This is a genomic window from Altererythrobacter litoralis, from assembly GCF_036324225.1.
In the GTDB taxonomy this organism is placed as follows: Bacteria; Pseudomonadota; Alphaproteobacteria; order Sphingomonadales; family Sphingomonadaceae; genus Erythrobacter; species Erythrobacter litoralis_A.
Genome location: NZ_JAZDQV010000005.1, coordinates 69,804 through 84,253 on the forward strand (window position 1 = coordinate 69,804; position 14,450 = coordinate 84,253).

General features: G+C 65.1%; 11 protein-coding genes. 7 read left to right on the forward strand and 4 right to left on the reverse strand.

Annotated elements, in window-relative coordinates:
• Positions 1-9 precede the first annotated feature (9 nt).
• Entirely contained in the window at positions 10-840 is an 831-nt protein-coding gene (gene map, locus VRS74_RS06610) for a type I methionyl aminopeptidase (RefSeq protein ID WP_354144572.1), read from the reverse strand.
• Between the two features lie 70 nt (positions 841-910).
• Between map and VRS74_RS06615 the strand changes: the two genes are divergently transcribed.
• The 7 genes from VRS74_RS06615 to VRS74_RS06645 all read left to right on the forward strand — a co-directional run bounded on the left by VRS74_RS06615 (position 911) and on the right by VRS74_RS06645 (position 7,113).
• Positions 911-2,302, forward strand: coding sequence for a leucyl aminopeptidase family protein (locus VRS74_RS06615; RefSeq protein WP_354144460.1), 1,392 nt, complete (start codon positions 911-913; stop codon positions 2,300-2,302).
• Between the two features lie 96 nt (positions 2,303-2,398).
• Positions 2,399-2,749: a hypothetical protein gene (locus tag VRS74_RS06620; RefSeq protein ID WP_354144461.1), complete on the forward strand. Its 351-nt coding sequence runs from the start codon at positions 2,399-2,401 to the stop codon at positions 2,747-2,749.
• A gap of 10 nt (positions 2,750-2,759) precedes the next feature.
• Positions 2,760-3,689: an N-acetyl-gamma-glutamyl-phosphate reductase gene (gene argC / locus VRS74_RS06625; protein ID WP_354144462.1), complete on the forward strand. Its 930-nt coding sequence runs from the start codon at positions 2,760-2,762 to the stop codon at positions 3,687-3,689.
• Between the two features lie 252 nt (positions 3,690-3,941).
• Complete coding sequence (locus tag VRS74_RS06630; protein ID WP_354144463.1) at positions 3,942-4,280, forward strand: P-II family nitrogen regulator; 339 nt, start codon at positions 3,942-3,944, stop codon at positions 4,278-4,280.
• A 109-nt stretch (positions 4,281-4,389) separates the two neighbouring features.
• Positions 4,390-5,799, forward strand: a complete 1,410-nt coding sequence (gene glnA, locus VRS74_RS06635; protein WP_354144464.1) for a type I glutamate--ammonia ligase — start codon at positions 4,390-4,392, stop codon at positions 5,797-5,799.
• A gap of 145 nt (positions 5,800-5,944) precedes the next feature.
• Entirely contained in the window at positions 5,945-6,415 is a 471-nt protein-coding gene (locus tag VRS74_RS06640) for an MAPEG family protein (RefSeq protein ID WP_354144465.1), read from the forward strand.
• Between the two features lie 113 nt (positions 6,416-6,528).
• Positions 6,529-7,113 (forward strand): lysozyme, encoded by a 585-nt coding sequence (locus VRS74_RS06645; protein ID WP_354144466.1) that lies wholly within the window; start codon positions 6,529-6,531, stop codon positions 7,111-7,113.
• A gap of 12 nt (positions 7,114-7,125) precedes the next feature.
• Here VRS74_RS06645 and VRS74_RS06650 read toward each other — a convergent pair whose 3' ends face one another.
• The 3 genes from VRS74_RS06650 to VRS74_RS06660 are packed head-to-tail and all read right to left on the reverse strand — an operon-like array spanning position 7,126 to position 14,292.
• Entirely contained in the window at positions 7,126-11,313 is a 4,188-nt protein-coding gene (locus tag VRS74_RS06650; protein ID WP_354144467.1) for a translocation/assembly module TamB domain-containing protein, read from the reverse strand.
• Positions 11,313-13,421, reverse strand: a complete 2,109-nt coding sequence (locus VRS74_RS06655; RefSeq protein ID WP_354144468.1) for an autotransporter assembly complex protein TamA — start codon at positions 13,419-13,421, stop codon at positions 11,313-11,315. The genes VRS74_RS06650 and VRS74_RS06655 overlap by 1 nt, the downstream gene beginning before the upstream one ends.
• A 37-nt stretch (positions 13,422-13,458) precedes the next feature.
• Entirely contained in the window at positions 13,459-14,292 is an 834-nt protein-coding gene (locus VRS74_RS06660; protein WP_354144469.1) for an arginyltransferase, read from the reverse strand.
• Positions 14,293-14,450: the final 158 nt, after the last annotated feature.

The following is a 14,450-nucleotide window of genomic DNA, read 5'->3' on the forward strand; positions in this document are numbered from 1 at the left end:
TTCCCGCCGTCAGGCGTAGGGCGGCTTGTCCAACCCCTTGGGGCTCTTGGTGAAGATCTCCACCCCGTTTTCGGTAATGCCGATCGAGTGTTCGAACTGCGCGCTGAGCGACTTGTCGCGCGTCACCGCCGTCCAGCCGTCATTGAGCACTTTCGCCCAGGGCTTGCCCGCATTGATCATCGGTTCGATGGTGAAGAACATGCCGGGCTTAAGTTCCGGCCCGGTGCCCGCGCGGCCCGCATGGACCACTTCGGGCGCATCGTGGAACAGGCGGCCCAAGCCATGGCCGCAGAATTCGCGCACCACACCATAGCGGAACTGGTGGGCATGCGCCTCGATCGCGGCGCCGATATCGCCCAGCCGCGCGCCGGGCTTCGATGCCGCCTCGATCCCCAGCATCAGGCATTCATAGGTCACATCGACCAGTCGCGTGGCCTTGAGCGGCGGTTCTCCCGCGTAGAACATGCGGCTGGTGTCGCCATGCCAGCCGTCGAGCAGCGGAGTGACGTCGATGTTAACGATGTCGCCATCCTTCAGCGCCTTGTCGCCCGGGATGCCGTGGCAGATCACATGGTTGATCGAGGTGCAGCAGCTATGCGCATAGCCGCGATAGCCCAGCGTGGCGGGCACCGCGCCTGCGTCCAGCATCATGCCGCGCGCGAAATCGTCGATTTCGGCGGTGGTCACGCCCGGCTTCACGAAGGTCGTCAGCTCGTCGAGGATCTCTGCGGCAAGGCGCCCGGCCTTGCGCATACCCTCGAACCCTTCGGGCCCGTGCAGCTTGATCGTGCCGTCGCGATAGACGGTCTCGCTTCCATCGATGACTTGGTACTGGTGCATGGCGCCCACATAGCGATGCACGGGCAAAATTGCGAGTGACAAGCGCTCTATCGTCACTAAGTAACCCAACATGAGCAAGAAAGACGCGCTGATCCAGCCCGACCGCGGGCAAGACGCTATCACAATCCACCTTGTAACGAAGGACAACCTCGAGGCCTGGCTGAAGCCGCTTTCGATCGGGCAACGCGCGGCGCTGAAGGCGCAGAAGTTCGAAGCCAAGCCGTTCCAGGTCGGCATCGTGCCCGATGGGGATGGCTGGTTCGCTGCGGGCGGAGTGGCCGATCCAGCCAAGCTAACCAGCTGGTGCCTCGCCAAGCTGGCCGAGGACCTGCCCGGCGGCACCTATCGCCTGGCCGATGGTGAGCCGGGCGCGGCTCTCCACGGCTGGCAGACCGCGCAATACCGCTTCACCCGCTATCTCAAGCCCGACGATGCGCAGGCCGGCCCGCGCATCCTGCTGAGCAAGCAGGCCAAGGGGCTCGACGAAGCGATCGCAGAGGCAGAGGCAGAGAACCTCGTGCGCGACCTCGTCAACACGCCCGCCGAAGACATGGGCCCGGCCGCGCTCGAAGCCGAATGCGAAAAGCTGGCCAAGGCGCATGATGCAAAACTGCAAGTGGTCAAGGGCGACGTGCTCGAACGCGATTTCCCTATGGTCCATGCCGTGGGCCGGGCGGCGGCGCGCCACCATGCGCCGCGGCTGATGCACCTGACCTGGGGCAAGGAAAAGCATCCGGTGCTGGCAGTGGTCGGCAAGGGCGTGTGCTTCGACTCGGGCGGGCTCGATATCAAGCCCGCGAGCGGCATGAAGCTGATGAAGAAGGACATGGGCGGCGCAGCGCATGCGATCGCGCTGGCGCGGCTGATCATGACCCATCACCTTCCCGTGCGGCTGCATTTGCTGGTCCCGGCGGTCGAGAACGCCATTGCGGGCAATGCTTTCCGCCCGGGCGACATCCTTTCTACCCGCAAGGGCCTGAGCGTCGAGATCGGCAATACCGATGCCGAAGGGCGGCTGATCCTGGGCGATGCGCTGACCCGCGCGAGCGAGGAAAAGCCCGACCTCATTGTCGATTTCGCCACGCTCACCGGCGCTGCGCGCGTGGCGCTGGGGCCGGACTTTCCCGCGCTGATGACGCGGCGCGATGAAACCGCGCAGGCGCTGATCGATGCGGGCCGCGCCTGCGACGATGAGCCATGGCGCTTGCCGCTGCCGCCCGCCTATGCCGAATGGCTCAAGTCCGATGTGGCGGACATCAACAATTCCCATTCCAACGGCTTTGCCGGCGCGAGCGTTGCAGGGCTGTTCCTCGACAAATTCGTGGGTGAAGGCATCGAATGGGCGCATTTCGACACCTTCGCCTGGCGCCCCTCGGCCAAGCCCGGCAGGCCCGCTGGTGGCGCCGCCTATGGCTTGCGCGCCACTTTCCACATGTTGCGCGCGCGCTACGCTGGCAAATAAGTCGACCACGGCTAACTTGCCGGAAAGGCCTTCCATGTATAAGCGCCCGCGCAGCCCGCGTGGAGCGGGGCTGTTTGACCAGGGGAACACGCGCCAGTGAGCGGTGAGGCGACATATCACGTACCCGAAGGTCCGCTGCGGCTGGCTGGCCCGGTTGCGCGACCTGCGCCCGGCACTTTGCCGCTGCGCGGAGACTTGGCGCATATGGCGCTGGCGGGCAAATATCTCGCGGCGCATTACGTGATCCCGCAAATTCGCAGCGTGGCGACCGAAGGTACTCCGATGCATCTCGCTTCGCGGGCCGACAGCGACGTCGTGACCCGGCTCGATAGCGGCAGCAACGTCGAAGTGCTCGACATTGCAGGCGATTGGGCTTGGGCCTGCCTGGGGCCGGACGGGCCGAGCGGCTACGTCCACGTGGCCAGCCTCGCCCCCGCCGCTGGCTAAGGCGCGCGCGATGGCGACCCGTATCTTCATTGACGGCGCCGCCGGAACGACCGGTATCGAAATCCGCGAAAGGCTCGCCGGGCGCGCCGATTTCGAACTGCTGCTGCTCGACGATGCGCAGCGCAAGAGCGAAGCCGCCCGCAAGGAAGCGCTCCATGCCGCCGACGTCGCGATCCTGTGCCTTCCGGACGATGCCGCCAAGGAAGCCGTCGCGCTGGCCGAGGGTTCGGGCACGCGCTTCATCGACGCCTCCAGCGCGCATCGCGTGGCCGATGGCTGGACCTATGGCTTTCCGGAACTGATCGGGCATGCTGCGGTCGCGGGCGCCGAACGGGTCAGCAATCCCGGCTGCTATCCCACAGGCTTCCTCGCTCTGGTCGCGCCCTTGGTGCGCGCCGGGCTGCTACCCGCCAGCTGGCCCTACACGGTCAATGCCGTCTCCGGATACTCGGGCGGCGGCAAGGCGCTGATCGAGCGGTTCGAGGCCGAGACCGACATCGCCTTCCGCGCCTATGGCCTTGCGATGGGGCACAAGCATTTGCCCGAGATGCAGCGCCACGCAGGGCTTGCCCATGCGCCGGTGTTTTCGCCCGGGGTGGTGCCAGGCTTCCGCGGGATGCTGGTTGACGTGCCTTTGCCGCTCGCCGCGATGGGCGCACAGGCCGATATCGCCGTGCTGCATCTTGCCCTCGCGGACTTCTTCGCGGGTTCGCCGGTGGTGAAGGTCCACCCGCTTGAGGATGCTCCGTCCGAACTGCTGCTGCACACTGGCGCAACGCCGTGGGACGGGCTTGAGCTGTTCGCCTTCGCCAGCGCTGACGGTGCGCAGGTGCGCCTCGTTGCCAGGCTCGACAACCTTGGCAAAGGCGCCAGCGGGGCCGCAATCCAGAACCTCAACATCATGTGCGGCCTGCCCGAAACCGAAGGGCTCACGCTCTAGTACAGACGCTCAATGCCTAATTTTTAGGCACCTCCCGTCCTGCTTTTGGGCATGAAGCGCACGCAAGCGCAGCCGAGTTCGCCCATCGGGAAACGGCAGGCCCTGTATTCAACTGCGCCAGCGCCCTTGCCCAGTGATTGGCACGATTCTTGTTTTAGGTTTGGCAGTGAATTGTCTGTCCGGCCGAAACGCTCCTGCATCAACGCAGAAGCGGCCTCGCGCCGGACAATAGCGGCAGGGGCCAAGCTAACCGTGAAGAAGATCGAAGCGATCATCAAACCCTTCAAGCTCGATGAGGTGAAGGAAGCGCTGCATGAGATCGGCGTGTCAGGCATCACCGTGACCGAAGCCAAGGGCTTCGGGCGCCAGAAGGGCCATACCGAGCTCTATCGCGGCGCCGAATATGTCGTCGACTTCCTGCCCAAGGTGAAGCTTGAGGTGGTGGTAAGCGACGCCGTGGCCGAACGCGTGGTGGAGGCAATCGCCGCTGCGGCGCAGACCGGGCGCATCGGCGATGGCAAGATCTTCGTCTCGACCATCGAAAGCGCGCTGCGCATCCGCACCGGGGAGCGCGACGACGACGCAATCTGACGCGGGAACATAGCGGGCATCCGGCCCGCAATGGCACCGCAAGGAACAACCCGCCCGCAAGCAAGGCAACACCGGGCACCAATCAAGACCAGCTGGAGGCATACAGGAAATGAGCAAGGCGAAAGACGTCCTCAAGACGATCAAGGAAAATGAGATCGAATGGGTCGACCTCCGCTTCACCGACCCCAAGGGCAAGTGGCAGCATCTCACGATGGTGGCCGGCGTCATGGGCGAGGACGAGCTTGAAGACGGGCTGATGTTCGACGGTTCGTCGATCGCCGGCTGGAAGGTCATCAACGAATCCGACATGATCCTGAAGCCAGACCTCGATAGCGTCTATATCGATCCGTTCAGCGCCACGCCCATGATGATCATCTTCTGCGACATCGTCGAGCCTTCGACCGGCGATCTCTATACGCGCGATCCGCGTTCGACCGCCAAGCGCGCCGAAGCCTATCTCAAGACCACCGGCGCAGGCGACACCGTGTTCGTCGGCCCCGAAGCCGAATTCTTCATGTTCGACGACGTGCGCTTCGAAGACGGCTATGCCGGTTCGGGCTTCGCGATCGACGACATCGAACTGCCGACCAACACCGGCAAGGAATATGAGGCGGGCAACCTTGCCCACCGTCCGCGCGCCAAGGGCGGGTACTTCCCCGTCGCACCGGTCGATAGCTGCATGGACATCCGCGGCGAGATGGTTTCGACCATGCTCGAAATGGGCCTGCCCTGCGACAAGCACCACCACGAAGTGGCCGCGGCGCAGCACGAGCTGGGCCTGACCTACGGCACGCTGGTGCAAACCGCCGACCGCATGCAGATCTACAAATATGTCGTGCACATGGTCGCCCAGGCCTATGGCAAGACCGCGACCTTCATGCCCAAGCCGATCAAGGAAGATAACGGCAGCGGCATGCACACCCACATGTCGCTGTGGAAGGACGGCAAGCCGACCTTCGCGGGCAATGGCTATGCCGGCCTGTCGGAAAACTGCCTCTATTACATCGGCGGCGTGATCAAGCATGCCAAGGCGCTCAACGCCTTCACCAACCCGACCACCAACAGCTACAAGCGGCTGGTGCCGGGCTTCGAAGCTCCGGTGCTGCTGGCCTATTCGGCGCGCAACCGCTCGGCTTCGTGCCGTATCCCATACGGTGCGGGCGACAAGGCGAAGCGCGTCGAGTTCCGCTTCCCCGATGCGATGGCCAACCCCTACCTCGCCTATGCGGCGCTGCTGATGGCAGGCCTCGACGGGATCCAGAACAAGATCCACCCGGGCGAAGCCATGGACAAGAACCTTTACGACCTGCCGCCGGCAGAACTGGCCGAAGTGCCGACCGTCTGCGGTTCGCTGCGCGAAGCGCTCGAGGCGCTGTCGGCCGACCACGACTTCCTGCTCAAGGGCGATGTGTTCTCGAAGGACCAGATCGAAGCCTATATCGAACTCAAGTGGGACGAAGTGAGCCGTTGGGAAACGACTCCAAGCCCGGTCGAGTTCGACATGTATTACAGCGCCTGATCCATCCTCCAGCGATCAAGCGATGCAGGGGGCGTCCGGAGCGATCCGGGCGCCCCTTTTGCTTGCGTTCGCTGGCTGGCAGAGCGCGCCCTTGCCTCGCCCATGAAACGGGCGCATCCTTTGGGCAGCTGCCGGGAGACGTGAAATGGAGATGCTCAGCCTGAACAATCCGGTCTTTGCGACCTATGCCGTCTCCGTTTCGCTGATGATCCTGCTGGGGATCGCAACCGCGTGGATCACGGTGATCCAGATGCTGCGGGTCAAAGGCGGCTTCCGCGCTCCTGAAGACATGAAGAAGACGCCGATCAACCCCGCTCCCAAGGCGGACCAGACCGCTCCGAACGAGCAGGTCGAGCGCTATCGCCGGATCATGCAGAACCACCTTGAGAACCTGCCATTCTTCGGGATCATCGGGTTGCTGTTCGTGATGACCGGCCCTTCGCTCGCGCTCGCGCAATGGCTGTTCTACGGCTATGTCATCTCGCGCGTGCTGCATTTCCTGGCCTATGCCAGCGCGCAGGTTCACGACATCCGCGCCACCTTCTGGACGATCGGCTCGGTCATCCTGATCGCCATGTGCGTGATGGTGCTGCAGGCCGGCTGGGCCGCCGCGTAGCGGGCAGCGGCTTCCCAAGGCGCGAGCCCGCCGCTTCGCGCGAAACCATTTTCCTACTCCCCCAGATTGTGCCTAATGCCTGCGCCTCCAATCCCCGAACCGAGGCATCAGGCATGACACGCAAACCCGTTTTCGACACCGTCCGCGAGCTGCTCGGCCGCGGTTTCCGCCAGGCCGAAGTCGAACGGATCGACCGCGCGATCAACGCGGCTTGCGGCGCGCTTCGGCCAGCAGCAGAGCTCAAACCGGGGTCGCAGGCATTCGAACTGATCAAGCGTTTCGAAGGCTGCGCCTCGCTGCGCCCGGACGGGCTGGTCGAGGCCTATCCCGATCCCGGCACCGGCGGTGCGCCTTGGACGATCGGCTGGGGCGCGACCGGGCTGGACATCGGCCCCGGCACCGTCTGGACGCAGGAACAATGCGACGCGCGGCTGGTGCGAGACGTCAAACGCCACGCCGCCGAAGTGGCGAAGGCGCTGGGTAAGGCCGCAACTACGCAAGCGCAGTTCGATGCGCTCGTCAGCTTCCACTACAATACCGGCGCGATCGCGCGCGCGACGCTGACCGAGCGGCATTGTGCAGGCGATCATGTTGCCGCGATGGAAGAATTTGCGCGCTGGAACCGCGCGGGGGGTCGCGTGCTCAAGGGGCTGGTGCGCCGCCGCCAGGCCGAAGCGCGGGTCTATGCCCGGGGTTGATGGAACGCCGGATCAGTAGTCGCGGCTGACTTCCACCACCGCGCTGTTACGGCCCAGCGTCGAGACCGAACCGAGCAGCGAGAGCCACGAAGTTACGCGGAACTCGAGCTGGGTCGCGCTGTAACCGCGCCCGTCGGTGATCAGTTCGACATAGAAATCGCGCCCGAGGTTTTCGCCAAGCGCAACCCCGGTTTCGCGTCCCAGCACCGGATCGGCGCCCACGATGCGCAAGCGGTCGAGCCCGATCGCGCTGCGCAGCTTGTTGATCGGGTCCATCCCGCCGCCACCGCGCAGGCTCGCCAGTGCAGCGCCGAGTTGCAGCGCGTCTGTCGGGGAAAGCGTGGTGATCGATCCGCCGAACAGCAGACGCGCGAGGATCTCCTCTTCGGGCAGAGCAGGGTCCGAAGCGAAGGTGATCTCGGGCGTCAGCGCCTTGCCGCGCACGTATACGGTGACATTGAGACCATCGCGTTCGGTTTCGGCGACAATGTCGAGCTGCGGATCGATCGGTGCGTTTACGTCGAAGTCGATCCGCCCGCGCGTAAGCTCGAAATTGGTGCCTGCGAAAGTGTAGGTCCCGCGCACCACCTGCGCCTCGCCCCCGATACGCGGATCGGCGGTGGTCCCGCGCAGGACGATGTCGCCGCGCCATTCGCTGTCGAGACCCATGCCGTCGACCGCGATGCCGTTGCGCGCCCGCGCATCGATCAGATAGCGCCACGGTGACGCGGGCTTGGTGATCGGGGCGATCTCCGGCGACAGATTGACTTCGCGCGTGGCAATCTCGGGCAAGGCGACCGTTTCATCGGCCTTGCCCAGCTGCCAGCTGGCCTGGTCGACTTCGAGCCGCCCGGCGATGGTGCCTCCATTGCCGGAAGAGATGATCCGCAGCGGACCGGTCACTGTGGCGCGCAGGCCCCGCGCATCGACCAGCCGCGCCTTGTCGGCCGCCGCGCGCAGATCGAGCTTCGGCCCGCGCCCGGGCTCCATATCGGCAAGGTCGATCGTACCGCTGCCGGTGATCGTGCCACCACCGGCTGCTTTCCCGGTGAAGCGCCGCAGGAACAGCCGCGAGCCTTCGAAATCGCCGGACACGCTGGCGTTGCGCAAATCGGTTCCGGAAAGCACGCTGCGCACGCGCAGGTCGCTGCTCGTCACGGTGCCACGCACCCTTGGCTCGGCCAGCGTTCCGCTCGCCCGCGCGCTGATCGCGACGGAGCCTGAGATGTCGAGCGCATCGACAGCAGCAAGCCGCCAGATCGTTTCCGCCGGGCCGTCGAAGCGCATGTCTGCAGAGAGCGCACCGCGCTGGAGCCGTTCGTAAAGCTCGCCCGACGGGGCCATGCCCGTGATGCGCGCCTGCATCCAGCCAAGCCGCTCGTCGCGCGCCGCGAACACCGCGTTTGCCTCCATCTCGTTGCTGCCAAGCCTGCCGACCAGCGAGAGGTCGACCGAGCGCGACGCGAGCAGCAGGCCCGACCGCGTCAGCCCCTCGAACTTGACCCGGACATCGGCCGTCGGCGCCCTGCCCGGCTGGTCCTCATAGGCGACGATGCCCGACGCGGTTCCGCCCAGTCCCAGGTCGCGCACAATCAGATCGCCGAGGCTGAGCGGGATCTTGGATAGTTTCAGCTCCAGCGCGGTCCGCGCGCCACCGAATTCGCCTGAAACGCCTGCCTGCCCCTCGCCCACGCGCAATTGCGCCGGGGCAAGCCGCCAGCCGGTATCGCCAATTCGCGTGAAGACCGCCCGTCGCGGCATCGAGATCGAAGTGCCCGCATAATTGCCGCGAGCGATCGCCGCGATCCTGCCGGGCGCGATGTCGCTGTCGAGCTGCAGGCTGAAGCGTTCGACCTGCCGGCCGATGATCGATGCGCTGACCTTGCCCGCTCCATCGGCGAGTTCGGCATGGGCCGCAATCCTGCCGAGGAACAGCTGGCCATAACGCAGACCCCTGCCGCTCAAATCGCCACGGATGCGGCTGGCACCCTTGCCGAAAGTGCCATCGAGCGAAAGCCGGGCCTGTCCCAGGTCGATCGGCGTCCCGCCGCCGAAAGTGGCCCGGTCTGCTGTTATCTCCGCGGAGATGCCTTGCCCTCCTGAATTCGGGGCAAAGGCGACATTGCCCGACAGGCCGCCACCATCCAGCACCAGCCTGCCGCGGGCTCCGCCTTGCCCGAAGGCAAGCCTGCCTTCAACCAGCGTCTGCCAGATGCGCAACCGCTCGAAGTCGAGCGTCGCGGGCCTGCTCTCCGGTATAGCCAGCCGCAGGATACCGACGAATTCTCCGAGCAGCGAATTGCCCGAAGCGTCGATACGGTAATCGTCACCGCCCGGGGCCAGAGTCAGCCGCACATCTTCGAGACCTGCCGCGGGCAGAGGACTTGCCAGTGCCAGCACCGCGCACGGCCCACTCTCCTCGATTGCGGCGTCGAGCGTGAACTCGCCATAGGTCGTGTGTGCGCCGCGCGCATCGACGGTGAAACCCGCCTCGCCCCATTGGGCAGCGCCCGCTATGTCCAGCTGGCCGGAAGCGAGCGTGAAGGCCTCAAAGCGAACGGGTTCGCCGCCTGCAGCCGCGAGGCCAGTCTTGATCGCAATCGGATCGCCCACGATGCCTGCAATCGTCGAGTTGGACAGCGCGGAGAGCGTCCCGTCGATCTGGCCGCTCAGCGTCCATGGCTTGCCGCTGGCCAAAGCGAAGTCGAGCCGCGCGTCGGCCCGGGCTGTGCCGAGACTGTCAATCGTGGTCGGGCTGAGAAGCGCAGGCCCGGCAAGCCGCAGGCTGCCTGCAATTGGATCGGCATCCAGCGTGAGCTGCCCCGAAAGGCGCGGGAACGCGACCTGCAAGGGATTGGCGCGTATCCGCCCGCCACCATAGGTCAGCTCGCCGCCGATGCGCCCCGAAACGAGTTCCTTGTCGGCGATCTCGCTGCCGGACTCGATCTGGCCCAGCGCCAGCTTGAGCGGAATGCGCAGGATGCCGTCCTCTAGCCGCCCGGTGCCTTCCTGCCGCAAGCCGACGGTGCGGATTTCGCCCAGCAGGAGTTCCGACGCTGTGATGTCATGCACGATGGTGAACTCGCGGAACTCGCCATCGAGGGTCGCGCGCAGGCTCGCGCTGCCGAGCGCAACTCCTTCGCCGAACACTTCCGGATCGAGCAGCGCCGCTTCAAGGTTGAATTCGTCGAAACGGTTGTCGGCGAGGTCGACCCCGCCTCCGCCCTTGACCGTCAATGCATCGCTGCCCAGCCAGGCCTTTCCATCGAATTCGCTGTCCTCGAACGTGCCCGAGACGATCACCCCGGTGCGGCTGCCCAGAGCGCGCTGCAGCAGGCCGCTCGTGACATCGGCGGCATAGGCTTCGCCGATCAGCCCGAAATTGCCCGCACGATGCGTCAGCCGGAAGGCGGCAAGGCGCGCGTCGCCGCGCTTGACCAGCGCATGCCCCAGCCAGTTGCGCCAGGTTCCGTCACCCAGGATACGCGCGGTATAGCCCTCTTCTGCGCCGACCAGCCCCGCAACCACGCCGCCCGCAGGCGCGCGATAGTCGAGATCGAGATCGAACCGGTCGCCATCGGGCTCGGCATGCAGCGCCAGCTCAAGCCTGTCAGTCTTGCCGAATGTCCCGTCGACCTCCAGCGCGACCAGCCCGTCACGGATATTCGCATGCGCACTGAGATCCACTCGCTGCGCATCGGGCGTGGCAAGGCCCGGGACAAGCGTGAGATTGTCGATCTCGAAGCGATCGATGCGGATATCGAAATCGGGCAGGATCGGCTTGTCCGGATCGCCTGGCAAGAGTTCGGGCAGGCGATCGAGCCGCCCGCGCCGCGCAACAAGGTGCCTAATGTCGAGCCCGCGGGTGATCCAGCTTAGCGGTCGCCAGTCGAGCTCGACCACGGGGATGGTCAGGAACCGTCCCTTGGGATCGGACAGCACAACATCGTGCAGGATCGCCTCGCGATAGATGTCGCCCTGTATGCGGCCGATCTCGACCTTTAGACCCGAGGCGGGCGCATAGGAAGCGATCTGGTCCGCAATGAAGCGCTTGCCGATCGGCGAGTTGAGCACGAGGAAAGCCAGCACCAGAGGCGCGAAAACTGCCGCGAGCGCCCAGCCAAGCCGTTTCGCCCAGCGCCGACGCCGCGAAATTTCGGGCGTGTCGGGTCCGTCGTTGGGCAAGGTCTCCTCCGCCATCAGAAGGCCTGCCCCAGCGAAACATAGACCGCGAACGAGCTGTCGAACATCGGGTTGCGGTTGAGCGGAATGCCCAGGTCTACACGGATCGGTCCGAATCCGGTCTTGTATCGAACCCCGAGCCCGACGCCGTAATTGACGAAGCGGAAGTCGGGCGTGGGGTCGATCGAGACTGCGCCCAGGTCGAAGAACGGGACCACTTGCACCGCACCGCCCATCAGGCCAGTGTCGATCCGCGCTTCAGCGGAAAACTCGACTTGCGAGCGCCCACCGGTCGGTTCGCCGAAATCGTTCCGCGGGCCGACCGCCTGGTAGGCATAGCCGCGAACCGACGAACCGCCGCCCGAATACAGACGCCGCGAAGGTGCAACCTGATAGGTTTTAGCCCCCTGGATCGTCGCAAAACGCCCGCGCGCAGCGAGCGTCAGCCCCTTGCCCACCGGCTGGTAGACGCTCGCGTCGAGCTGGCCTCGCAAGTAGGTCGTATCGTCGCCCAACGTACGCGAGATCTCGGGGGCGAGGAATGCGGTGACCCTGAAGCCATGGGTCGGATCGAGCAGCGAGTCGCTCTGGTCGATCGTTCCGCGACCGAACAGCGAGCCCACGAGATACTCTTGCCGCTCTCTCGGAATGCCGCCGATCACCCGGTTGCGTTCGTCTGTGAAAATCGTTTCCACACCGACCTGCCAGCTGAACGGCTTCTGGAAGAGCAGGTTGGAATATCGCTCGAATGCACCGCGCAGGCCCAATGTTCGCGCTTCGACCGCTTCTGTCCTGATGTCGCTGGTATAGGCGTCGAGCGTCAACAGCTGGTCGCGGCCGCGGAAATTGTTCCGCCGGAAGCCGACGCCGGCCAGCCGTTCGCGCGTCCCCAATATGCCCCGAACGCGCAACGCGCCCTCGGGCGGGAATAGATTGCGATGCTCCCAGCTCGCTTCGACCTTCACCCCGTCTTCCGAGCCATAGCCGATTGCCCCGGCGATGGTGCGCAGCTTGCCCTTCTCGATCGCGACATCCATCGCGAGCTCGCCCGGCTGGCCATCGACCGGCGGCGAAATCTCGCGCGGGGTGATCGTGACCGAAGAGACCACGCCGGTGGCCTGGATCGCCTGGCGCAGGTCCTGCTCCAGGCTGCGCTGGTAGAGATCACCGGGCTCGAACCGGGCGATCCGCGCGAGATGCTTGCTCGAGAGGAAGTCAGGCTGGCTGCTGGTCACTTCGCCGAAGACATATTTGCCGCCCGGCTCGACTGTGAGAGTGAGGTCGCCCTCGCTGCGTTCATGGTCGATCAGCAATTGGGTTTCGCTCAGGCGCGAGAAGGGATAGCCGGTTTCGCCAAGCGCGGTGGCCAGGGCATTGCGGCGTTCCACGATCCGGTCCGCCAGCAAGGGGTCGCCGGTGACGATGGCGAAGGTGGCGCGCAGTCCGGGGTAATCGGGGGCAGTATCAAGCTGCCCCAGGTCGATCGCCCCAAAGCGATAACGCAGCCCCGGCAATATCGCGAAGCGAACCACCGGGTTCTCGCCCGCTGCCTCTGCCGCAGCGGCCTGCTCGTCGAGATTGCGCGTGACCCGCGCATCGTAATAGCCATAGGCCCGCAGCTGGCGTTCGAGCAGCTCGCGATCCGCCCTGATCCGCGCGGCACGGAGCGCAACATTGTCCGCGCCATTGCCGATCTGTTCGGCGTCGCGCAGCTGGCGGAAGCGCGAAATGAACGCATTGCGATCCGGAAAGGCCTCGCGGTCGACCGGGAAAGTGAGTTCCAGTCCGGCGTCGATGCGGACATTCTCGAGCTCGGGAGCGGGAGGCAGCTGCAATTCCGCGATCCCGGCAAAAGGAGGCGGCCCGCCTGCAGCGTCAACCACTTCAGTCTCGGCCGTAGCGTCAAAATCGAGCTCCGGGGATCCGGGCTCGGGAATGTCGAGTTCAGCGAAGGGAACTTCGGACGCCTCATCCTGCTGGCCCGCTTCAGTCGTGGATGCGTCAGTCGCTTCGGTCGCCCATTGCTCGGGCTGCTCGACCGCTGTCTCCGGGATCAAATCCTCAAGCTGTGGCGATGCAGGCGGCTCCTGCGCGGCCAGCCCCAAGGGCTGCGCCAGCAGGCACACTGCAAATATAGGAACGGCTAGACGCGAAAGGATTGTGTCAGCTCGTGCCGATGCGGGGTTGCCGGCCATCCTTTCCGCTCGCAATAGGCACCGGATTCCGGCGCTTGGTGGCAGAGACGATCAACGCATCCTGCTCTTCGCGCGAAATTCGTTCCCATCCGTCGCGGGTCAGCTTCTCGAGCGGGCGATAGCGCACCTTGTATTGCATCCGCGGCGATCCCTCGACCCAATAGCCGAGATAGACGAACGGCAGGCCTTCGGCCGCCGCGCGGCGGATGTGATCGAGGATGATGTAATTGCCCAGCCCCGTGCGCATCGGATGGTGCGCATCATAGAAGCTGTAGATCATCGACAGGCCGTCGCTCTGCCGGTCGGTCAGGCAGGCGCCGACGAGACGGCCCGGTTCGCCGGAAGGGGTCCGCTCGCGATATTCGATCATAGTGCTGGAGACGGGGGTGTGCTCGACCATGTCGGCAAAATCCATCTCGTCCATTGCCGCCATGCCGCCATCGGGATGGCGCTCACCCAGATATTGCTGCAGCAGCGCGAATTGCTCGTCCGTCGCCCAGGGGCGGCATTCGATCGCGATCAGATCGCCATTGCGGCGCAGGTTGCGGCGCTGGGTGTTCGAAGGTTCAAAGTCGAGCGCGGCGACGCGCACCGAAACGCAGGACTGGCAATCGAGGCAGCTGGGGCGATAGGCAACCGTCTGGCTGCGGCGGAATCCGATCCGACCGAGCGCTTCGTTGAGCTGCTCGGCATGCGGGCCCTTCAGCTCCGTGAATACCTTCCGCTCGCTGCGCCCCGGCAGGTACGGGCACGGCGCCGCACTCGTCACGAAGAATCGGGGAAAGCGAATCGGCGCCGTCACGGGTCTACCAAAGTCCTTGTCCAACCAGCGGAATCGCGCTTCGAGCGCGTTAAGGCCTTGTTATGCCTGTTCAGGGCCGCCGGTAAAAGGGCTTTAACCATGCCGCATGGTTAATATCGCCATTTCAGGCGCCAAATCCGACCGATAGCGAGATTTTT

Excerpts from the sequence above, each read along its gene's own strand:
- VRS74_RS06645 (WP_354144466.1), top strand. The coding sequence starts at position 6,529 with ATGACACGCAAACCCGTTTTCGACACCGTCCGCGAGCTGCTCGGCCGC.
- VRS74_RS06650 (WP_354144467.1), bottom strand. The coding sequence starts at position 11,313 with ATGGCGGAGGAGACCTTGCCCAACGACGGACCCGACACGCCCGAAATT.
- VRS74_RS06615 (WP_354144460.1), top strand. The coding sequence starts at position 911 with ATGAGCAAGAAAGACGCGCTGATCCAGCCCGACCGCGGGCAAGACGCT.
- argC (WP_354144462.1), top strand. The coding sequence starts at position 2,760 with ATGGCGACCCGTATCTTCATTGACGGCGCCGCCGGAACGACCGGTATC.
- map (WP_354144572.1), bottom strand. The coding sequence starts at position 840 with ATGCACCAGTACCAAGTCATCGATGGAAGCGAGACCGTCTATCGCGAC.
- glnA (WP_354144464.1), top strand. The coding sequence starts at position 4,390 with ATGAGCAAGGCGAAAGACGTCCTCAAGACGATCAAGGAAAATGAGATC.
- VRS74_RS06640 (WP_354144465.1), top strand. The coding sequence starts at position 5,945 with ATGGAGATGCTCAGCCTGAACAATCCGGTCTTTGCGACCTATGCCGTC.